The 20,827-nt window shown below is 50.3% G+C and carries 16 protein-coding genes; 13 read left to right on the top strand and 3 right to left on the bottom strand.

Annotation, left to right across the window (positions count from 1 at the left end):
- Window positions 1-14 precede the first annotated feature (14 nt).
- Complete coding sequence (locus NSU15_RS22495) at window positions 15-914, top strand: SDR family oxidoreductase (RefSeq protein WP_339287585.1); 900 nt, start codon at window positions 15-17, stop codon at window positions 912-914.
- Window positions 915-933: 19 nt separating this feature from the next.
- On the opposite strand, the gene NSU15_RS22490 is transcribed toward NSU15_RS22495, so the two are convergent.
- On the bottom strand, window positions 934-2,172 hold the full coding sequence (locus NSU15_RS22490; RefSeq protein ID WP_339287584.1) for an AGE family epimerase/isomerase: 1,239 nt from the start codon (window positions 2,170-2,172) through the stop codon (window positions 934-936).
- A 232-nt stretch (window positions 2,173-2,404) separates the two neighbouring features.
- On the opposite strand from NSU15_RS22490, the gene NSU15_RS22485 reads away from it, so the two are divergent.
- The 10 genes from NSU15_RS22485 to NSU15_RS22440 all read left to right on the top strand — a co-directional run bounded on the left by NSU15_RS22485 (window position 2,405) and on the right by NSU15_RS22440 (window position 15,953).
- Complete coding sequence (locus tag NSU15_RS22485; RefSeq protein WP_339287583.1) at window positions 2,405-3,145, top strand: FadR/GntR family transcriptional regulator; 741 nt, start codon at window positions 2,405-2,407, stop codon at window positions 3,143-3,145.
- Window positions 3,146-3,170: 25 nt separating this feature from the next.
- Window positions 3,171-4,685: an MFS transporter gene (locus NSU15_RS22480; RefSeq protein ID WP_339287582.1), complete on the top strand. Its 1,515-nt coding sequence runs from the start codon at window positions 3,171-3,173 to the stop codon at window positions 4,683-4,685.
- Between the two features lie 159 nt (window positions 4,686-4,844).
- Window positions 4,845-5,474: an SGNH/GDSL hydrolase family protein gene (locus tag NSU15_RS22475; RefSeq protein WP_339287581.1), complete on the top strand. Its 630-nt coding sequence runs from the start codon at window positions 4,845-4,847 to the stop codon at window positions 5,472-5,474.
- 220 nt (window positions 5,475-5,694) lie between these two features.
- Complete coding sequence (locus tag NSU15_RS22470) at window positions 5,695-7,473, top strand: histidine kinase (protein WP_339287580.1); 1,779 nt, start codon at window positions 5,695-5,697, stop codon at window positions 7,471-7,473.
- The gene (locus tag NSU15_RS22465) at window positions 7,466-8,956 is read left to right on the top strand and encodes a response regulator (protein WP_339287579.1); all 1,491 of its coding nucleotides are present in this window, start codon (window positions 7,466-7,468) and stop codon (window positions 8,954-8,956) included. Before NSU15_RS22470 ends, NSU15_RS22465 begins: the two co-directional genes overlap by 8 nt.
- Window positions 8,957-9,109: 153 nt before the next feature.
- Window positions 9,110-10,474 carry an extracellular solute-binding protein gene (locus NSU15_RS22460; protein WP_339287578.1) on the top strand — a complete coding sequence of 455 codons (1,365 nt, stop codon included), beginning with the start codon at window positions 9,110-9,112 and terminating at the stop codon, window positions 10,472-10,474.
- A gap of 79 nt (window positions 10,475-10,553) precedes the next feature.
- Window positions 10,554-11,420 carry a sugar ABC transporter permease gene (locus NSU15_RS22455; protein ID WP_339287577.1) on the top strand — a complete coding sequence of 289 codons (867 nt, stop codon included), beginning with the start codon at window positions 10,554-10,556 and terminating at the stop codon, window positions 11,418-11,420.
- A complete protein-coding gene (locus NSU15_RS22450; protein ID WP_339287576.1) occupies window positions 11,417-12,247 on the top strand; it encodes a carbohydrate ABC transporter permease in 831 nt (276 codons plus the stop codon). The genes NSU15_RS22455 and NSU15_RS22450 overlap by 4 nt, the downstream gene beginning before the upstream one ends.
- Before the next feature lie 32 nt (window positions 12,248-12,279).
- Window positions 12,280-13,824, top strand: a complete 1,545-nt coding sequence (locus NSU15_RS22445) for a sugar hydrolase (RefSeq protein WP_339287575.1) — start codon at window positions 12,280-12,282, stop codon at window positions 13,822-13,824.
- Window positions 13,825-13,994: 170 nt separating this feature from the next.
- Window positions 13,995-15,953, top strand: coding sequence for a carbohydrate-binding protein (locus tag NSU15_RS22440; protein WP_339287574.1), 1,959 nt, complete (start codon window positions 13,995-13,997; stop codon window positions 15,951-15,953).
- Between the two features lie 131 nt (window positions 15,954-16,084).
- Here NSU15_RS22440 and NSU15_RS22435 read toward each other — a convergent pair whose 3' ends face one another.
- Entirely contained in the window at window positions 16,085-17,299 is a 1,215-nt protein-coding gene (locus NSU15_RS22435; protein WP_339287573.1) for an MFS transporter, read from the bottom strand.
- A gap of 106 nt (window positions 17,300-17,405) precedes the next feature.
- Between NSU15_RS22435 and NSU15_RS22430 the strand changes: the two genes are divergently transcribed.
- A complete protein-coding gene (locus tag NSU15_RS22430; protein ID WP_339287571.1) occupies window positions 17,406-18,284 on the top strand; it encodes a LysR substrate-binding domain-containing protein in 879 nt (292 codons plus the stop codon).
- An 83-nt stretch (window positions 18,285-18,367) separates the two neighbouring features.
- Here the strand turns inward: NSU15_RS22430 and NSU15_RS22425 are convergent, their stop codons facing one another.
- A complete protein-coding gene (locus NSU15_RS22425; protein WP_339287570.1) occupies window positions 18,368-19,228 on the bottom strand; it encodes an AraC family transcriptional regulator in 861 nt (286 codons plus the stop codon).
- Window positions 19,229-19,545: 317 nt separating this feature from the next.
- Between NSU15_RS22425 and NSU15_RS22420 the strand changes: the two genes are divergently transcribed.
- Window positions 19,546-20,748, top strand: a complete 1,203-nt coding sequence (locus NSU15_RS22420; RefSeq protein WP_339287569.1) for an MFS transporter — start codon at window positions 19,546-19,548, stop codon at window positions 20,746-20,748.
- Window positions 20,749-20,827: the final 79 nt, after the last annotated feature.

Genomic DNA, 20,827 nt, shown 5'->3' with positions numbered 1-20,827 from the left:
AAAGGAAGACCCCTATGAATGTAAATGAGCCGTGCCTTGGAACAGAAGTAAAATGCCAGGAAATCCCTATCAGCTTTCCTCCCCAGCATCAATTCAGACAACCTGGCCTGGAATACTTAATGGTGCCGCGCCCCGTGTTCGACAATCCTGAATATATAGGCACCGGCAAGCTTAAGGACAAGGTGGCTATCATCACCGGAGGCGACAGCGGGATCGGCCGAGCTGTGGCTGTCGCCTTTGCCAAGGAGGGTGCGGACATCGTGATTGTGTATCTGAACGAACACCAGGATGCCGTGGAAACCCGCGAAGCGGTGAACCGGCTGGGCAGACGCGCCCTGCTGCTGCCGGTTGATCTAAGATGTGAAGATGCCCCTGCGCACATTGTGAATTCCACCCTGCAAGCCTTCGGCCGCATTGACATTCTGATCAATAACGCCGGGGTGCAGTTCGTCCGCCCTTCGCTGCTGGAGATCAGTCTGCAGCAGCTGCGTACCACCTTCGAGGTGAACATCATTGCAATGTTCAACCTTACCAAGGCGGTTCTCCCGTATCTGCGCCGGGGCAGCAGTATCGTGAATACAACATCGGTGAATACCTATATCGGACGGGAAGATCTGATCGACTATTCCTCCACGAAGGGGGCGATCGTCAGCTTCACCAGGGCGATGGCGAGCAATCTGGCCACACAGGGCATTCGTGTCAATGCGGTTGCTCCGGGGCCGATCTGGACTCCGCTTAATGCGGCAACCCAGCCGCCGGAGGCCATAAGAACCCTGGGTTCGGATGTGCCGATGAAGCGTGCGGGGCAGCCTTATGAGCTGGCTCCCGTCTATGTTCTGCTCGCCTCCGGCGACGGATCGTACATTACGGGCCAGACCATTCACGTGAACGGCGGACAAATGGTCACTACGTAGACAGCAGGCGACAATAGACTTACAGCTTAAGAGTGGCTGCCGTATCCGGTCCGCCAAAAGCCAATAGGGCAGTCATGCAATTCGTTACCGGATGATAGTCGGTCTTGGGCGGCGGGCTTTTGATATTGCTGTATCGCCGGTTCTTGCAATCCAGCAGATGATACCAGCCGCCGTACTGATGATCGATGAACACATTCCAGCAATACGCAAAGATCTCTTCGTACCCATTGCCGTACTCCGGCCGGCCGGTCCGGGCGCTGAATAAAGCAGAGGCTCCGATGGCCTCGGCCATAACCCAATACAGCTTATCCGAATCGATAATGGCTGAGCCGTCGGCGGCCAGCGCATAGAAGATGCCGCCGTGCCTGCGGTCAGTGCCCTTGGCAAGCGCTGCATGGAATAAAGCTTCCGCTTGCGGCAGCAGCCAGGCCTCTGGAGCATGCCGACAGAGCAGCTGAAGCAGCTTGCTCCACTCAATATCGTGGCCGAAGATAAAGCCGTACGGGCGGTACTCGCTTTTCGTATTGTCCTTGTTGTAGTTCCAGTCAATCTGCCAATGCTCATTATAATGTTCCCAGATTAATTCGCCCGACTGCGGCAGCAGCTTGAACATGACGGAGTGCGCCAGGCGCCTGGCGCGGTCCAGGTAATGGCGTTCGCCGGTGGCCTCGTAAGCCGCCATCATCGCTTCGCATATATGCATATTTGCGTTCTGTCCACGGTAAGGGGATACGACAGCCCAATCGGCAGATATTTCGTCTACATAGAGCCCGTCATTTTCTCTCCAGAAATGTTCTTCAAGCACTGTATAGATTTCCCCGATGACCGGCTGCGCCCAGGCAATTCCCGCTTTGAAGGCAGTGGCTGCAGCCAGCAGGGCAAAAGCGTGTCCGTATGCAAATTTGGTGGAGTCCACGACCTGCTGTCCGCATAGAGTCCAATTGTATCCCCCGTGCTCCCGATCCTGCTGATGCTCCTGAAGGAAGCGCAGGCCATGCTCGGCGGCGGCGCGGTATCCCTCTGCCTCCGTTCCGCCGATCAGGCTGGCAGCACTGAAAATGTAGATAAATCTTGCCATTCCCACCAGCTGCCTGGTCAGAGGATCACACACCGTTCCATCATCCAGAAAGCAGTTGATATATCCCCCGTGCTTATGGTCAATGCACCGGGGAGCATAGAAATTAACCGTATGAAGAATATGCTGTTTCAAAAAAGACGGATCTCTGAAATCAGGGCAACCGGCTGCCGCAGTGTTCATGGGTTATCCACCACCTATCGTGTATTTCGATCAAGACAGAATATGCACAAGCGGCAGACAATAGTATCTTGCTGTGTTTTTCCTGCTGCAGGAAGGCTTCTTAGTTTTCAGCAGTGTAGCCTGCAGGTGGTACAATGACCGCTGGAACAATCCCTTGACAAATCACCGAATCTAAAATAGATTGGTAATACCAATATTGGTATTACCAATCTATTTTTTTAAGGAGAATTCCATGTGCCCTTCGGCCAGACCTAATGTACGGGAGCAAGTCATTGAATATATCCTCTCCGAGATTGAGCGCGGAGAGCTGAAAGCCGGGGACAAGCTAATGAATGAACGGAGTCTGTCCGAGAAGCTGGGGATCAGCCGGGTGCCGCTGCGCGAAGCGATTTGTGCATTGTCCACGCTGGGCATCCTTGAAGCAAGGCAAGGGGACGGAACCTTCGTCAGCGGATATAATCCCGGCGCTATCGGCAAGGTGATCCGAACCTACAGCCTGTTCGACCGCTCGTTAATTGAGGAGATTTTCGAGGCCAGAACAGTTCTTGAAGCGGATGCTGCCCAGTTAGCGGCAGCGAACCGGACGGCCGCCGATCTTGAGAAGATAGGCGAGGCGATCCGGAGGCATGAGGAATGCATAAAGCTCTATATCCGGAATGAGGCGGCTATAGAAACGGTTTTGAAGCATGACAACGATGTGCATCTGGGAATTGCCGCCGCCGCCCACAATAACTTTTTCCTGCAAATTATTGATACGATCCGCCATGTAAGCCAGAGCAGAGGGATCTTCAGCAGCGAATATACGACGAATCCCCGTCACTTTGAAGAATCTGTAGCTTATCACCGGAATATTTTTGCTGCCATTCAGAATCAGGATGGAGCGGCTGCGTACCAGGCTATGAGGGATCATATTCAGCATATTCAGGAATCCCTTGATCTCGATAAACTGAAAAGCATGGGCTGGAAAAAATGAACGGCCCGCAGAGGAGCAGAATGAAATGATCAATCCCAAGCTTCGCAATATGGCCTTGCTTGTGGCCGGATGCTACTTTATGGAAAATTTGGACAGTACGATTGTTACTACAGCGGTTCCAGCAATGAGCCGGGCATTTGCAGTTTCTTCCTCGGCAATAGGTCTGGTTATTACTTCATACATGGTTACGCTGGCCGTTCTAATCCCGCTGAGCGGCTGGCTTGCCGAATACTTCGGCACGCGCCGGGTATTTCTTGCGGCAATTGCCGTTTTTACCCTCGCTTCCCTGGGATGCGCGCTGTCCACAAGCTTGCCCGGGCTCGTCGCGATGCGTGTATTACAGGGTGCAGGCGGGGCAATGATGGTTCCGGTCGGACGGGTGGTGGTCCTTCAGCATACGGAGAAGAAGGACCTTATGAAGATCATGTCCTATCTGGTATGGCCCGGGCTGATCTCACCTGCCATTGCGCCGCTGCTCGGAGGGCTGATTGTGACCCATGGCTCGTGGAAATGGCTGTTTCTTATCAATCTTCCGCTCGGGGCAGCCGGATTTGCCGCTGCCTGGAAGCTGATAAGAATCCCCCCGGATTCCTCTGCACCAAAACTGGATGGAACGGGAGTGGTGCTGATGGGGGTCGGCGTCGGCGGACTGACGTATGCGGCGCATATGCTTGCTGATTCTTCGGCCTCATGGAGCTCGGGGCTGATGATGTCGGCGGTGTCTTTACTCTTTACGGCAGCCGCCATCCTGCATCTCTGCCGCGCTGCCCATCCCATTGTGAATTTAAGGGTGCTGAAGATCCGGACCTTCCGGACCGCTCAGCTAAGCAGCTCATTGTATTGGATTATGGTCGGCTCTGCGCCGTTTTTGATGACACTTTTGTTCCAGAACATCTTTGGCTGGAGCCCTACGCTTGCGGGCGGAATTGTATTGTTCATCTTCGTAGGGAACATCGCGATCAAGCCTGCGACCACTCCTCTGCTCAACCGCTTCGGATTTCGCAATGTTCTGATCGCTTCGACACTGCTCGGGGCCATCACGATGCTGCTCAGCGGAATTATTACTGCGGCGACGCCTATTGCGCTGATTGCGCTGCTTGCCCTGGTGAGCGGCATTGCGCGTTCCACCGCGCTCACCGGCTTCAGTACGATCGCATACAGCGATGTTCCGCCGGAACAGGTGCGGCATGCCAATGCCTTTGCGTCCACCTCGCAGAATCTGGCCGCCGCCTTCGGCATCGCTGCCGCAACCATCGCCCTGCGCGCCGGAGAGCCGTTATCCCGGTTTTTCTTCGGCTCGGTGAGCAAGGCGGGGGCTTATTCCATCGCTTTTTTTCTGCTCGCAGTCATGGCAACGCTGGCTGCGGTTGGAGCAGCCCGGCTGCAGCCGGGCGCAGGAAATGCGCTGCGCCGTCTGCAGCCGCAGACCGCCCAAGCCTCCGAAAACAAACTATTGCGGCAACGCTGCGCTCCGTACATTTGTGTCTTTCACCTCACAGTGCAGCCTAATGCCGGAGCGAATTTGCCCTTTACAAAGTGAATTACACGTGTTATCTTAACGCGGAAGAGTCTTCCGGTGAATATTTGGCCTCTGTGATCCGGCCGGCAGGCTTAAGGTATTAAGGTATGACAAAATTGGATAAACACGCGTTATAACACGTGTTATTAAATCTATTTTTGAACAAGGAGAGAGTTAAACATGTCTATTAGTCTTAAACAAAATGCCTTGGTCCTGTTCCAGGGCGACAGTCTTACCGATGCCGGCCGCAGCAGGGAGGAGCTGTCCGATCTGGGGAGAGGCTATGCGCTGATGACCTCGGCTGCCTTGCTGGCGAAGTATCCCGAGCGGCAATTCACCTTCCTCAACCGCGGCAAGAGTGGAGATAGAGCGAGGAATCTCCGGGAACGCTGGCAGGAAGATTGTATAGAGTTGCAACCGAATCTGGTATCTGTCCTGATCGGTGTCAATGACACCTGGCGGCGTTATACGGAGAATGATCCGACAAGCGCCGGGGAGTTTCACGCGCTGTACCACAGCCTCTTGACTGAAGTGAAGGCTATGGGAGCTGAAATTGTGCTGATTGAACCGTTCTTATTTCCCAATCATCCTGAGTACAAGCTGTGGAGGGAAGACCTGGACCCCAAGATCGGCATCGTCCGGGAGCTGTCCCGCGAATTCAAAACGGCATTCGTCCCGATGGACGGCTTGTTTGCCCAGGCATGCGTCAGGGCAGAGGCGGCTTACTGGTCTCATGACGGGGTCCATGCCACTCCTGCCGGGCATGCGCTGATCACCAAGGCCTGGCTTGATGCTGTGAATATCCGTTAATTTGTTCATCCGGGTCCAATAGAGCCGTTTATGGAGGCGTTTATCCGTGAACGGCTTTTTTAACATAAGAATTTATATGTTTTGAGGTCCCCGCAAATCACCTGAATAATCATCGAAGCGCAGCCTCACTTTGTGAGGTTATTTTACGCTTCCTCTGGCAATCCGGACAAAGGATGGAGTATCATGGTGCTGACAACATTTCAGACCACAGGGGGCTATTGTGAAGAACAGCTGGATAAAAATCAAACTTGCCTTGCAAACACCATTTCAAAAGATCAGAAATCGCTTTCTAGCCGCGATGATCCTGCTCGCGGTCCCTCCACTGTTCATTTTGGGCTATATCTCGTTTGATATTTCCAAAGAAACGCTAATGGCCACGAACACGCAGAACAATCAGGATCAGCTCCGGACATCCAGCGAAGTCGCAGACTTGCTGTACCGCAATATCCTGAATATGAATGAATCGATTGTCCTGAACAACGGGATCCGCGACAGTCTGCGCAATGCTCGGGATGTCGCGTCCTCTGATAGATATACAATCCGGGACGAGATTGTAAGGCAGCTGCAGCGAATGATGAACAGCAATTTTATAAGCTCCAGGTACGTGGACTCAGTATGTCTGATTGACCTGGAATTTGAACCTTATTGTCTGGGACGCTCCGACAATCTGGGGATTTATGAGCAGAAGGACAAGCGGGCAATTATAGAGCAAACCAAATGGTATAAGGATGTGGTGAAGGCTCAGGGCAAGGTCAGATTTCTGCCGGACAATGTTTTTGGCGATTCAGCCAAAACGTTCTCGACGCTCAAATTATTCAGAAATTCCGATGACCTTAATGGAGCACCCACCGGTATTCTGGTAGTGAATGTATCCCGGGCCATATTCAGCGCCATATTCGCGGATAACAGAGCCGGAGGCGGGGAGTTTATTGCGCTTGATGCTTCGGAGGGCGACATTCGGGTGATCCATCCCCCCGGCTCCGCAGAGGTGGCCAAGAGCCTGACCGGCAAGCTGCCGGATATTTATAAGCGCCTGGAAGACCAGGGCTTCCTGATCGTGAATTACAAGAATGAAACCACCGGTTGGATGTTCCTGAATGTTATTCAGGCCAAAGAACTGCTGAAGGAGTCCACCAAAATCGGCACCGCCACCGCTGTGATTGCGTCATTCATTGCCGCCATTGCCATCATCTTTTCTTTCTTTATCTCGGGCAGCATTACACAGCCTCTCCTGAAGCTCAAAAAAATGATGATCGACTGGACCAAAGGGCGGAGAGATTTCGCCGAGCCCTTTGGCCAGGATGAGGTGGGTGTGATCGGTGAGACCTTTAAACGGATGGCTTCCGAGAACGAAGAGCTGAATGAACGGCTCATTCATACCGAGCTGAAGGAGCGGGAGGCGGAACTTAGGGCGCTGCAGGCTCAGATCAAGCCGCATTTTTTATACAATACCCTGGATTCGATTTACTGGATGGCAACCCTGAAGAATAATCACGAAGTCGCCCAGATGGCCATTTCTTTATCGGAGAGCTTCAAGCTCAGTTTGAATAAAGGCAATGAAATGATTCCTGTCTACAAAGAATTGAAGCATATCGAGCACTATTTGACGATCCAGAACATCAGGTATAACAATCGTTTCGAATACATTCAGGATGTAGACAGCGCTATAATGGGGATGGAAATGCTGAAGCTGATCATTCAGCCGCTGGTGGAGAATGCGATCTATCATGGTCTGGAGCCAAAGGTTGGCGCCGGAAAGATTATGCTTCACGGTAAGGTGAAGGATGGCTGGATCACCTTCGTGGTGGAGGATGACGGAGTAGGCATTGCGGATATGGCGGCCATTGAACAAGGGTTCGGACTGCGCAATGTAAAGGAGCGGCTGAAGATGTATTACGGGGAATCCAGCACATTTAGGATTACAAGCGAGGTTGGCGGCGGAACGCGGGTTGAATTCCGGTTTTATTTCCAGCCGAAAGAGGTGAATGATCATGCTTAAAGCTGCTGTATTTGATGATGAATATATCGTCCTGCAAGGCCTGCAAACGATGATCGACTGGTCGGGCCACGGGATTGAACTGTGCGGGACTGCGACTGACGGACATTCGGCACTTGCTTTGTTTCAGGCCTTGAAGCCTGACATTATTTTTACCGATATCCGGATGCCGGGGCTGGACGGGCTGCAACTGGTTGAAATCGTGCTTAGGGAAGCACCGGATACTTATTGTATTGTCTTCAGCGGGTTCAACGAATTTGATTATGTGAAGCGGGCGATTCAGCTCGGAGTAAAGGACTATCTCGAGAAGCCGATTACCATTCAGAGTATCGAGAAGGCCATCGGGAAGATGAAGAATCATCTTCATTCACAGCAGGAAATCAAAACCCTGCAGCAAAAATGGAATGCCAGCAAGCATGAACGGCTGGAGCAGGCGACACTGGATCTGCTGCTGGCGGCGGAGGAAGCCCTGCCCAAATGGAAGGACAGCTTTGGCGCTGATGCAAACAGACTGCAGGGGATTACAGTCCTTGTCTGTACAGAAGAGCTTGTTTTGCCTGCAAATGGCGATTTTTTGCCGGTTCCGCTCCGCTATGGTCAGGAACGGATTTTGGTTGTGTATCATTTTGAGCTTCCCGCCGGCGGGTTCTGGGATATGATCGAACACCCGTCTGAGGAATCGATGGCCGGTATAGGCAGGACCTATCCTGCGGTGCTGCTTGCTTCACAAAGCTACAAGGAAGCGCAAAAAGCGCTCCGGTCTGCCCGCTTCCTGAAGATCAAGGGCAGTCTGCATGTTGAGGAAATAGGGGATTTCCTTGTTGTGCCGGAAGGGCTGTCGGAGCGGGAAGAGGCGATTATTCTGAATATCCGCGCCGGCAACAAAGCGGAGCTGCTGGAACAGGTCGATCAGTTTATTGATTGGCTTAAGTCCGAGAAGCTGGACCCGGAAATTGCCGAAAGCCAAATCCTGAAGCTGATATATCTCGCTCTGCGGGCCTACAAAGAGAATGGGGCAGCGGACCGGATTGCGGAGCTAGAGAAGCACTACCTGCCGCATATCCAGATTCGTGAGATGAGCGCGGAAGGCAGGATGCTCGACTGGTTCCGTGAGCAGATGAAGCGTTTTGCCAATGAATTGGCAGAATCAAGGGAACGGGTCAAGCATGTTTCGATCGAGGAGGCGCGGGCCTATATTGAAAGCAACATTACCCGCGACTTGACGCTTGTCGAAGTGGCGGAGCATGTCAATATGAATCCTGCTTATTTAAGTGTGCTGTTTAAAGAAGTGATAGGCGAAAGCTATATCAAATTTCTGACCCGCTGCCGGATGGAGCTGGCCAAGAAGCTGCTGGGCAAGGGACTCAAGGTAAATGAAGTCAGTGAAATGGTAGGATACCATACCTACAGGCATTTCTCGGAGGTATTCAAGAAATTCACAGGACAAACGCCCGGACAATATAAGGAGACGTCAGGAAATTCTTGATCCGCGATCCAAAAAAAACGGACAGTAAACTATAAAATGAGGCAATATCGGCGGACGGGCGCCGGCTATATAATAAACCTATAGAGAAACCGGGCTCTGTAAGATATCCAAGCTGCACTAATTTGCACTTCGAATGATCAAGGGGGATATTAAATGTCAAACGTAAGAAAAGTTTCATCAATGCTCGCTGGCGCCCTGCTGCTGAGTGGAATGCTTGCCGGTTGTGGAAATTCAAATAACAACGAAAGCGCTTCAACGAATACTGGGAATAAAGCCGGCACTTCTAACGAAACCGTTTCCAATGCAGCCGATGAAAAAGTGACTATCTCGCTGCTTACGGACAATTCCCAGGAAGCGGTCAATGCCAGCAAAGCGCTTATTGAAGCCTTCGAAGCCAAATATCCCAATATTACCGTCGAGAGTGAAACTCGCCCGGGCGGTGCTGAAGGAGACAATTTTGTCAAAACTCGGCTCGCAACCGGAGACATGAATGACGTATTCTTCTACAACTCCGGCTCGCAGATGCAGACGCTGAATCCGAGTCAGAACTTTCTGGATATTACCAGTGAGCCGTTTATGGATAATGTAATCGATTCGTTCAAGACAACCGTTTCTTTTGAAGGAAAGGTATATGGTGTGCCTAACGGCTCTACCTACAGCGGCGGATGGTTCTACAACAAGAAAGTGTATTCCGATCTGGGACTGTCTGTACCCAAAACCTGGGCTGATCTGATGGCCAATAATGAAAAGATCAAGGCTGCCGGAATTGTTCCGGTCATCGGGACTTACAAAGACAACTGGACCGCACAAATGATCGTGCTTGCGGATTACTATAACCTCCAGCTCGACAATCCGGCCTTCGCCGAGGATTATACAGCGAACAAAGCGAAGTTTGCCACAACACCGGCTGCTTTGCGCGGATTTGAAAAGCTGCAGGAGGTATATGACAAGGGCTATATGAATTCCGACTCTCTGGCCACAACCTATGACGCGGGGATTGCGATGCTGGCGGAAGGCAAGGGCGCTCATTATCCGATGCTGACCTTTGCAGTCCCGGTGTTTGAACAGAACTTCCCGGATCAGCTGCAGGACATTGGCTTCTTCGCTCAACCAGGCGACGATGCGAGCAAAAATGGTCTGACGGTATGGATGCCGGGCGGTGCATTTATTTACAAAAACAGTGAGCATACCGAGCAGGCCAAGCTGTTCCTGGAATTCATGACCACGCCTGAAGGGCTTGCCGCATGGGGAAGCCAGTCCAAGCCAACCGGCCCTTGGGGGATTAAAGGCGCAGCATTGCCGGATAATGTGGCACCGGTTGTGAGAGACATGCTTCCTTACTTCGATGCAAATATAACAGCACCGGCTCTGGAATTCCTCAGTCCGGTAAAAGGACCGAACTTGCCGCAAATCGCGACTGAAGTCGGTTCCGGCATCAAAAACGCCCAGCAGGGTGCGGAAGAATATGACAAAGACGTGAAGAAACAAGCTCAGCAACTGGGTCTTGAAGGCTGGTAAAACTTATTACGTAACGATGCGGCCCTGTGCGAGAACGGCAGGGCCGCATAATTTAGAGAGATAGCAAGGAGTGTTCGAGATGACCAAGGTGCAAAAGCGGATTTATTCCTATTCTTTTCTACTGCCGGCAGCCATTATTTATCTGGTAATCTTCATATTGCCGACGCTTTTGTCTTTCTTTTTCAGTATGACGAGATGGACACTTTTCGACTATGAATTCATCGGGTTTGACAACTATATTACTTTTTTCAATGAGTCTTCGCTGAATATCGGTTTCAGAAATACACTGATCTATGCGGTGGTATCCTGTGTACTCAAGCTCGTGCTTGGACTTTTGCTGGGGGTATTCCTGACATCCAAAATCAAGACCCGGAATTATCTCAGATCCGTGCTCTTTTTCCCTACACTGGTCAGCACCATCGCGGTCGGCATTGCCTTCAGCATGATGATGCATCCGACCACCGGGATCATTAACCAAGCCTTGTCGATGATTGGGATTTCCGGCCCGGACTGGCTCGGAGATACACGGATTGCGCTGCTTTCGGTGGCAATGGTTGATGTCTGGAAGGGTGTCGGCTTCTCCACCGTGATCTTTATCGCGGGTATCATGTCTATTCCTGAGGAATATTACGAAGCGCTGCAGATTGACGGCGGTAACGGCTACAACAAGTTCTGGAGCATTATTGTTCCGCTTAGCCGTCCATCCATGAATACGGTAATTATCCTGTCACTTGTTGGCGGTCTGCGCTCCTTTGATCTGATCTGGTCCATGACCGGAGGAGGTCCCGGCTTCACCACCGATGTGATCGCTTCTATTATATATAAACAATATCAAGGCGGATTTTATGGACTGGCTACTGCAGGGAATGTGATTTTGTTCATTTTTGTAACTGCGCTGGTGTATCCTCTGTCCACGTATTTGAGCAGAAAAGAGGTTGACCTATGACCGGCAGAATCAGGGGATTTGCTGTAGAGACAATAGCGGTGTTGCTATCGATTGTGATGTTTTGGGTTCCGTTCTATTTCATTATTGTCAATGCGATGAAGGATAAGAAAGAGTCAGCACTGCTCAATATGAAGTGGCCATCTGTCAATCATTTATGGAGCAATATCAAAGAAGTAATCTCCTTCCGCGATTATATCCTGCTGCGGGCGTTCTACAACAGTGCAGTGATGACGATCCTGTCCATTGTCCTGCTGATAGTCATTTGTGCGATGGCCGGTTTCGTAATGCAGCGAAGAGTAGGCAAGGCTACGCCATGGATTAATTTCTTCGTCCTGGCCGGACTGATTATTCCGCCTTCCATCGTGCCGACGATCTGGCTGCTGCAGGGGCTTGGCTTGTTCAAGACGATGACCGGCATTGTGCTGATCGAAGTGGCTCTTGGATTTCCGTTCTGCGTAATGCTGTACAGAAGCTTCATCGCAGCCATTCCGCGGGAAATTGACGAGGCGGCGATCATCGACGGCTGCGGGAAGTACCGGCTGTTCTTCTCGATCATTATGCCTTTGCTGAAGCCTGTAACCTCAACGATCATTATTACGCAGTCTGTATTTATCTTTAATGATTTTACGAACCCGTTATATTTCTTCCCGGGCGCAAAGAATGTGACTGTGCAGCTTACACTGTATAACTTCAAAAGTCAATTTGTCACACAGTGGAACCTGCTGTTCACCAACATTCTGCTGATTACTGTTCCGATGCTGTTGTTGTTCATCCTGTTCAACAAGCAGATTGTGTCGGGAATGACAGCAGGTTCGGTAAAAGGATAACCGGTTTGGCAAGAAGCCAGGGAGGGAACAAGATGGGCGTTACAGCCAAATATGTGGAAAAGGCAGAGCAAGGGATTCCAGCACTGCATAGACAAATTGTATACCCGGAGCGGGTTATTGAAGTGGTGGAAGACAAGGATGCTTTTCAAGGCTGGAGCACGCAAGCTACGGGAAGCATTGAAGGTCTGAAAGAACAGTCATTTGGCAAAAATGACCGCTTTGTGCTTGATTTCGGCGGTCATCAGGTGGGATATCTGCAGCTGTCGGTCAAACCGACCGGCAGCCCCCCGGATGCGCCGCTCCGGCTCAAGCTGGTATTCGGGGAAATGCCCTGCGAGATCGGGGAGAGCTTCGAGGATTATGAGGGCTGGCTCAGCCGTTCCTGGCTGCAGGAGGAGATCATCAATGTTGATGTGCTTCCCTGTGAAATCAAGCTTCCCCGCAGATATACCTTCCGCTACCTGAAGGTTACCGTTCTGGAAACCTCGATCAAATATAAAGTGGCGTTCCCGGATATTCACTGTGAAGCGGTTACCTCTGCGGATGCTTCCGTACTTGAACCGCTGCCGGGCAGTGTGCCGGAGGAGCTGCGCCGGATGGACAGGATTGCGCTGAGGACCTTGGAGAACTGCATGCAGACGGTATTCGAGGATGGACCCAAACGGGACCGGAGATTATGGATTGGGGATTTGCGGCTCCAGGCGCTGGTGAATTATGAAACATTTCGGAATAATGAACTGGTTAAACGCTGCCTGTATCTGTTCGGAGGCATGACATTGGCCGGAGGCGAAGCCGGAGCCTGCATCTTTGAACAGCCGAGGCCGCATGTCGATGATACGTATTTCTTCGACTATTCCTTGTTCTTCACTGCAACGCTGCATGATTATTATAAGGCGACCGGCGATATGGAGACGCTGCAGGAACTGTGGCCTTTAGCCTGGGAGCAGCTTGAACTTGCCTATAAGAAGGTGGGGAGTACAGGGATCATTGAAGAGGCTGCAGCGGCAAGAAGCTTTATCGATTGGCATGGGGAACTGGATAAGCAGGCGGCGGCGCAGGGAGTATTCATTTATTGCCTGAAAAGAGGGCACCGGCTGGCACTGGATCTGGATCTTCAGGAGGCCGCAGATCTGCTCGCGGAGCGGATAGAACGGCTGTCGCAGGCGGCGATCACGGAGCTGTATGATGAACAGACAGGCTTGTTTGCCAGCGGGGAGCAGCGCCAAATTTCCTGGGCTTCGCAGGTATGGATGGTACTCGCGGAAATACTCGGCCAGAAGGGTAACCACAGACTGCTGGAAAGACTCCTCGCGGAATCACCGGCGATCCGGCCCAATACACCCTACATGTTCCATCATTTAATAGAAGCCCTGTTTGTTGCGGGCTGCAAGGAACTGGCCGTGCAGCAAATGCATGCTTATTGGGGGAAGATGGTGGAGCAAGGTGCGGACACCTTCTGGGAAGTGTTCAATCCGGAGGATGACAAGCTGTCGCCTTACGGAAGCCATCTGATTAACAGCTATTGTCACGCCTGGAGCTGCACACCGAGTTATTTTATTCGGCGGTACCTGGTGTAGGAATCCGGCACTAAGCGGATAATTCAAATTTAACCAAGAAGGGAGGTGTCTAGCCGCTTAATTGAGGAGTCGGTTATCATTTCATAGTTCACCGGAGAAAAGGTTGCCGGGCAGTTATTTTTCCAGTTTTATGTAAGCGCTTTATATTATTCCAAAAGGAGTGAATTGTATTGAAGCAAATTCGTAGCTGGTTTTGTGCTTTGTTTGCGGTGGTCATGGTATTCTCGTCGACAGTGGAAGTTATGGCCTACTCCCATCCGGGAGGAACGGTGACGGCAAGTGAATTCACGGTGATCAAGGCGAAGGTGACGGCCGGCTTGTCGCCCTGGAAGGAAGCCTATGCTGTAATGATGAACGATGCCAATCAAGGCTTGCTTGTGAACAGCCATGCGGTAGCGAATTGGAATGTGCCGGGATATTATGCGGATCCGGCAGGGCATATCGCAGCCAAAGGCGGTTTCGAGCAGGATACGCAGGCTGCTTATGCGGCTGCGCTGGCCTACCGCTTCACAGGTGACGCCAAGTATGCGCAGAAAGCGGTTGCGTTAATGAACTCGTGGGCCACGGTCAACAAGTCAAACGGCGGAACGGACGCTCCGCTTGCCTCGGCTTATATCGGTGTAGGCATGCTCAATGCAGCTGATCTGCTCGCAGATTATTCCGGCTGGAGCGCAGCGGATCAGACCGTATTCAAGAACTGGGTAGAAACCGTATTGATGCCCAAATGGAATGCCCGTCTCAACGATGCCAATAACTGGGGAGACTGGATGATGTATGCCGAGCTGGCTTATTATCATTACGCCAATAATGAGACTGCTTTCAATGGCCTGGTCACTAAGCTGAAGCAGAAAATTGACCAGTCTATTGACAGTCTCGGCTTCCTGCCGGCGGAGGCAACACGGGGCTCCAATTCAATGTGGTACCACTTCTTTGCGCTGTCTCCGATGACGGCTTCGGCAGAAATCGTTCTGCATGCGACAGGAGAAAATTTGTATACCTGGGTTTCTCCAAGCGGCAAGAGCCTTAAGAAAGCGGTAGACAACCTGTTCTATTATGCTAATGGCCGCTATACAGAGTGGCCCAATGAGTATGGGGGCAAGCAGGTGTACAATACTTTTATTAACAGCAACTACTTCCCGCTGAATATGTATGAAGCGATGGCGGAAGTTTACCAGAATCCGCAGTTCGAGATTTATGTATCGCCATACCGTCCGGTCGGCGGTAATATCAACGAAGATACGGGGTTCTACCATAATCAGGCCTGGGTGTATCCGACCCTGCTCCGTTCCTCCATTATTGAGATTCCGGACCCCGGCTTTGTGCAGGTTGAAGCGGAGAACTTCACTGGCAGAGAGAAGGTTGGCACTGCCGCTACTACCGATACCGGCGGCGGTATGATGATCAACTCTACGGATAACGGAGACTATGTGTATTACAATTATTTGAACCTGGGCAAGGGTGTCCAGTACTTTGATTTCCGCTACTCCACTCCAGCCACGGATGGGGCGATGTCCATACGCTATGGCAGTCCAACGGGACCTGTGCTTGGTTCCACGCAGCTTCCGTCTACCGGCGGGTGGGATAAATATGAGACGATCCGCGTTCCACTTACGGGTGCAAGCGGCATCAAAAATATTTATTTGGTGTTCAGCAAACCAACTGCGGGTTCCGTTGCCAACATTAACTGGTTCAGCTATACAACGAATCCCAATACGGTGCGGATGGAAGCGGAGAATTATACCGGACAATCCGGAGTCACTGTTGGAGACATTACAATAGGTACTGAGGTTATCCGCAGGGTGGGTTCTACGGACAATAATGACTATGTGTACTACAATGGGCTCAACTTTGGTCTTGGTGTCTCCTCTCTCAAGCTGCGTTATACGACTCCATATACCGACAGCAGAATTGAAGTGCGCGACGGAAGTGCAACCGGAACCCTGCTTGGCTCGGCCAGCCTGCCGAGGACAGGGGGCTGGGAAACCTATTCTACCGCAGATATCAACTTTCAGAATGCGAGCGGCGGAACGCTTGAAGTCAAAGGCAGCAAGAATATTTATCTTGTATTCAAACGTGCAGGCGGCTCGGCTGTGGCAGATATCGACTGGTTCAGCTATACTGCGAAGTAAGCGGAAACGTGAAGCTTCCGGCAGCGGCATAATTAAATAGCCATGCGGAATTTATGACGCCCTCCCGCAAGCGGATTCTCCGCTTGCGGGAGGGCGTCTTGCCGTATGCTGCGGAGGAAGGCCATGAAGCATCATCCGTGTATAGAGGAGTCCTGCAACAATGCATTGGGCTTAACTGCGGAAGCGTCAGCCGGCATTTGTGTGAGTCTCCAGCCTAATACAATCACAATGCAAGCGACCGCAATAAGCAAGTATAGGGTTGGTGTAAAGCTGTGCGACAGGTCGTGGAGCAATCCTGCCATGAGGGGGCCGACGGCTCCAATGGTATAACCGATAGCCTGAGTCATCGCTGACCAGGTGCTTGCTTCAGCGGGAGTAGCTGTTTTGTCGATAGGCAGCAGCAGTGCAAGAGATACAAGGCCTCCGCCCCCAAGTCCAAGACATGCAGCAGCAGCGATTGGAGTTATGCTGGAGGAACAAAGTATAGACAAACCTGCGATCTCGCTCAGCGTGAAGAACGTAATCCAGACCCGTCTGCTGGGAAATACCCTCAACAAAACGGGTAATAATAGGGTAGCCGGCAGCTGGGCAAGCATAAACACGGTTCCGGTAAGGCCGGCAAAGGCAGCTGACCCGCCTTTTTCCTCCACAATAGCCGGCATCCATGCGGTGAAGCAGTAGAATAAAAATGTAATCAGACCGACAAAAGCCGTCAAAAGCCATGCCTGCTTATTTTTCAGCGGAAGGGAAAAGTTCTGATTCTGTACAGAGGTATGGGGAGGATTCATTGGCCGCCGTATTAGCAGCAACCAGACCGGAACCGCCAGCATTGCGAATAGGCTCCAGAATCCCAAGGCCCCTTGCCAGAAGCCGGCAAACCGGGTCTGCAGCGGAACCGTTAGGCCGATGGCCAGGGAAGCACCAATGACCATGGAAGTAGAATATATGCCGATCATCAGTGAAACGGAGTTCGGAAAATGCTGTTTGATAAAGCCCGAAATCAAAGGACTGACTATACCGACACCGGAGCCGGCTATTAAAGCCGTCAGCAGCAGATTCGTATAATTGTTCATGAAAAAACGCAGGAAGGTTGCCAGGCCAATCAGGAGCAGGAAAAAGGCGATTGTCCGCTCCAATCCGAACCTTCCGCTTACGCGTCCGGCGAAAAGTGAGCAAATTCCGATGCACAGCAGCGGAATGGAGGTGAGGAGACTGGCGGCAGCGGAATTCAAATGCAGCTGGTCTGTAAGCAATTGCAGTATGGGACTGACAGACGTTATAGCGGGTCTAAGATTTAATGATGCCAGTATTACGGCTAGAATTAATAAAAGCCTGCGGAAATTCATCCGTGTACCTCCTTGTATACATTGAAATTAAATTCTTAGTTATGATACATTCTATTTAAGTATAAATAAAATGAATTATTGTTATATGGGGGATATCAGATTTGGTATGAATAAGGCGCAGATTGAACTGGTTGTGAGAATATCTGAGGAAGGCAGCTTTTCTAAAGCAGGGGGAAAATTAAATATGACACAGCCGGCTGTAAGCCGGGCAGTAGCAGCTATTGAAACGGAATTAAATACGGTCCTCATTCTGCGCAACCGTAAAAACAAATTGGTTTTCACAGAACTGGGTGAACTCATTTTGATTTCTTTTCGAAATATACTGAGTGAATTTACTAAAATCGAAGAGTTCGTAGCCGCAGAAAGAGGACTGGAGACCGGCCAAATCCGAATCGGCGCTTATCCTACGGCCTGCACTTACTTTCTGCCGAAAATTATTCGCAGGATGGAGGAAGAGCATCCCAATCTTCAGATCAGTTTATCTGAGGGAAGCGTTGATGAAGTGAAAAACTGGCTGCACAACCGTGTGGTTGATGTGGGAATCATTATACCGCCTAATGAAAACTTCCATTGCATACCCCTTGCCAGGGATAAAATGATTGCGGCCGTGAGCTCAGACCATCCTTTGAGCCATAGGGAACAGATTCGTGTGGAGGATATCCGGAGGCAGGAGCTGCTGCTTGTCAAAGGGGGGTATGAAACCCAAATTTCCACCCTCCTAAAAGATGCAGGAATTGAACCGGACACACGCGTGAAGTATAGAGTCAGTCATTTGGATACGGCCCTGAGAATGGTTCAGGAAGGCTTGGGAATAACATTTATGACAGAACGGTCCATTATCTCTTTACCGGAGAATGTTATTATCCGTAACCTGGAGCCTGAAGTCTACCGCGAAATTAATATTGCCGTTTTGTCTCTAGATGAATCAACGAGTGCAGTCAAATATTTCATTAAAACCGCTAAGGAGCTTTATGCCGGAATTTAAATAAACTGAGGTCACAGAAGCTTCATATCATCAAAATAAAGAGGACAAAGGCACTTTACAGCGCCTCCTGTCCTCTTTTGCATTCAGGTATTCTCATACAAATCCTTTTGATTATTCTCACGGAATCTACGGGGGGATTCACCGATCACACGGGTAAACAGAATGGAGAAATAATTGGGATTATCGTATCCGACCATTTTAGCGATCTCCCAGACCTTCTTATTCGTGCTAGCCAGCAGTCTCATGGCTTCTCCCATACGACGCTGAATCAAATAATTAATGGGTGATATTCCGAAGTTATTCTTGTATATGTGAACCAGATAATAGGTATCGATATGGAAGAGTTGTGCCAGATCCATAAGGCTTAGCTTACGTCTGTAGTTTGTATCTAAATATCCTTTGATTTGATTGGCAAGAGGAGTCTTCTGTTCCTTTGCAGTGCGATGCTGTGAGAGAATCATACGCTCAAGCAGGAGCAGGATAACTTCGAATAAATGCTGAGAGATCTGTTCGTAACCACTATTGCGCAGCGAAAACTCGCCAAATAATGTTCGCATCAATAGCGACAGCTCGTTAGAATATGGATTCGAACGGATGACCGGTTCCTTGTCAGGGTGAATGACCCAATCACGTTGCTCGGCAATAGGAGAGTTGAACCGAAATCCGCAGTAATAGGTAAATAACGGTTTGTCAGGATCGGACTGTTCCTGGTGCAATATTCCCCGGTTATATATCAGCACATCCCCTTTTGTTGCAGTATAGGCCTTGCCGTCAATCACAAATGAACCCACCCCGTCTTCAATGAAAATAACTTCATGCAAATCTTCATGTTTATGAAGCGCAAATTTCCACTCCGGGTTATCACTTAGTTTGCCGGCATAAATCAGCTGGCTGTTGAAGGCCGAAGAAGCATGGGTTAATAATAAATCGTTGCGCTCAGGCATGGGGCCCCTACTTTCCAACATGATTTTTTGGGTGAACTTCTTAATGACAAGATATATCACATTTTTTTAAAAGACAACAATAACCTTTATTGTTCCCCGATCGGTTCATTTGTAAAATTGAGAGGAGCAAAAGGAGAGAAATTGAGCGATTACTGAACTTGGCCACCAATTGCTTGGATACTATCAGAGGTGAACTGAGATGGGGGAGAGAGAATGGAGGCGTTAAAATGTGGGTTTTACACAACAACCCCCAGACAAAAAACACTCATAGTCTGTTATTTGTGCAATATATATAATGATTTTTTGGAGATGTAACTATGACAACAGTCAATGAACGCGGTTTGGTCTTTTCTTTTACATTTATGGCTTTTTTACTTGGAACCACCGAATATATCATAGTGGGTTTGTTATCAGAAATTGCTGAATCGCTGCAAATTACGCTGGCTGTTGCCGGCAGTCTGGTCTCCGGTTTTGCAATCGCCTATGCCGTAGGAACGCCTATATTAATGACCATAGCGAGCCGGCTTCCGAAAAAGAAAACCATTCAGGGGACCATCGTCCTGATTATCTTGTTTAACTTATTCAGTGCGGGCTCGGACACCTTTGGCTTACTAATGTTTACCAGGATTGCAACGGCCGTCTTGTGCGGATTAGCCATTTCCCTTTCACTCTCAGCCGTAAGTGAGGTTGTGGCACCGGCCAATCAAGGAAGCTCCGTTTCGTACATTCTGGGGGGATTTGGCATTGCTAACGTGCTGGGTGTGCCAATCGGCACTTTTGTGGGGCAGCACATGGAGTGGCAAGCCTCCTTTATCTTGACAGCGCTAATGGGAGTTGCCGCTTTGGTGCTCAACGCCATCTTTATTCCAGCTCATCTTTCGAACACCAAAGGATCACTTAAAGAACAACTCGTCCTGCTGACTAATGGGCGTATTGTGCTGGCCTTCATGATCCCAGTGCTTGGAACTGCGGCAGTGTTCAGCATCTATACCTATATCAGACCCCTTATGGATAAAGTTATGGCGATACCGGCCAACTCGGTTAGCTGGGTTCTTCTGGCCTATGGATTGGCGACGATCTTCAGCACCTGGATTGGCGGACGAGTTGCGTCCGGTAATGCTCTGGGCAGATTGCGGATTGTATTTCTGATTCAGACAGCCATTTATATCCTCTTCTTTTTTGCAGCACCTGTTCCTGTCTTAGGGCTGGTCTTTTTGATCCTCAGCGCATGTGTATCGAATATTCTGAACGTGACCGCCCAATTGTATTTAATTGAACTGTCTGTTCAACAATCACCGGCTTCAAGAGATTTTGCTGCCTCCCTGAACCCTGTGGCGGCCAATATCGGCATAGCAGGCGGATCAGCGCTTGGCGGGTTAGTTGTAGGAAGCGCGGGATTGTCAGGTTTACCTTGGATAGCAGCCTGTATCGCATTGTCCGCATTCGCAGTAACCGCAATCAGTTACCGAATGAAGATAAGACACAACCGCGTACAGTCCAAGTTCCTGCTGTCTAGGTAGTGTTAGAGCTGAACCATGAATTTTAAAAGGCGAAGCGTTCATACCAGCTAGAGATTACTATTTACAAAAGAGGGCAGAA

It is taken from the genome of Paenibacillus sp. FSL E2-0201 (genome assembly GCF_037963325.1).
Classification (GTDB): domain Bacteria; phylum Bacillota; class Bacilli; order Paenibacillales; family Paenibacillaceae; genus Paenibacillus_AQ.
The sequence above is the reverse complement of the archived record's forward strand: the minus strand, read 5'-3'. Positions and strand labels throughout refer to the sequence as shown.

What these genes read in the sequence shown, in the direction of transcription:
- NSU15_RS22495 (WP_339287585.1), top strand. Translation starts at nt 15, where the DNA reads ATGAATGTAAATGAGCCGTGCCTTGGAACAGAAGTAAAATGCCAGGAA.
- NSU15_RS22490 (WP_339287584.1), bottom strand. Translation starts at nt 2,172, where the DNA reads ATGAACACTGCGGCAGCCGGTTGCCCTGATTTCAGAGATCCGTCTTTT.
- NSU15_RS22485 (WP_339287583.1), top strand. Translation starts at nt 2,405, where the DNA reads ATGTGCCCTTCGGCCAGACCTAATGTACGGGAGCAAGTCATTGAATAT.
- NSU15_RS22480 (WP_339287582.1), top strand. Translation starts at nt 3,171, where the DNA reads ATGATCAATCCCAAGCTTCGCAATATGGCCTTGCTTGTGGCCGGATGC.
- NSU15_RS22475 (WP_339287581.1), top strand. Translation starts at nt 4,845, where the DNA reads ATGTCTATTAGTCTTAAACAAAATGCCTTGGTCCTGTTCCAGGGCGAC.
- NSU15_RS22465 (WP_339287579.1), top strand. Translation starts at nt 7,466, where the DNA reads ATGCTTAAAGCTGCTGTATTTGATGATGAATATATCGTCCTGCAAGGC.
- NSU15_RS22460 (WP_339287578.1), top strand. Translation starts at nt 9,110, where the DNA reads ATGTCAAACGTAAGAAAAGTTTCATCAATGCTCGCTGGCGCCCTGCTG.
- NSU15_RS22455 (WP_339287577.1), top strand. Translation starts at nt 10,554, where the DNA reads ATGACCAAGGTGCAAAAGCGGATTTATTCCTATTCTTTTCTACTGCCG.
- NSU15_RS22450 (WP_339287576.1), top strand. Translation starts at nt 11,417, where the DNA reads ATGACCGGCAGAATCAGGGGATTTGCTGTAGAGACAATAGCGGTGTTG.
- NSU15_RS22445 (WP_339287575.1), top strand. Translation starts at nt 12,280, where the DNA reads ATGGGCGTTACAGCCAAATATGTGGAAAAGGCAGAGCAAGGGATTCCA.
- NSU15_RS22435 (WP_339287573.1), bottom strand. Translation starts at nt 17,299, where the DNA reads ATGAATTTCCGCAGGCTTTTATTAATTCTAGCCGTAATACTGGCATCA.
- NSU15_RS22430 (WP_339287571.1), top strand. Translation starts at nt 17,406, where the DNA reads ATGAATAAGGCGCAGATTGAACTGGTTGTGAGAATATCTGAGGAAGGC.
- NSU15_RS22425 (WP_339287570.1), bottom strand. Translation starts at nt 19,228, where the DNA reads ATGCCTGAGCGCAACGATTTATTATTAACCCATGCTTCTTCGGCCTTC.
- NSU15_RS22420 (WP_339287569.1), top strand. Translation starts at nt 19,546, where the DNA reads ATGACAACAGTCAATGAACGCGGTTTGGTCTTTTCTTTTACATTTATG.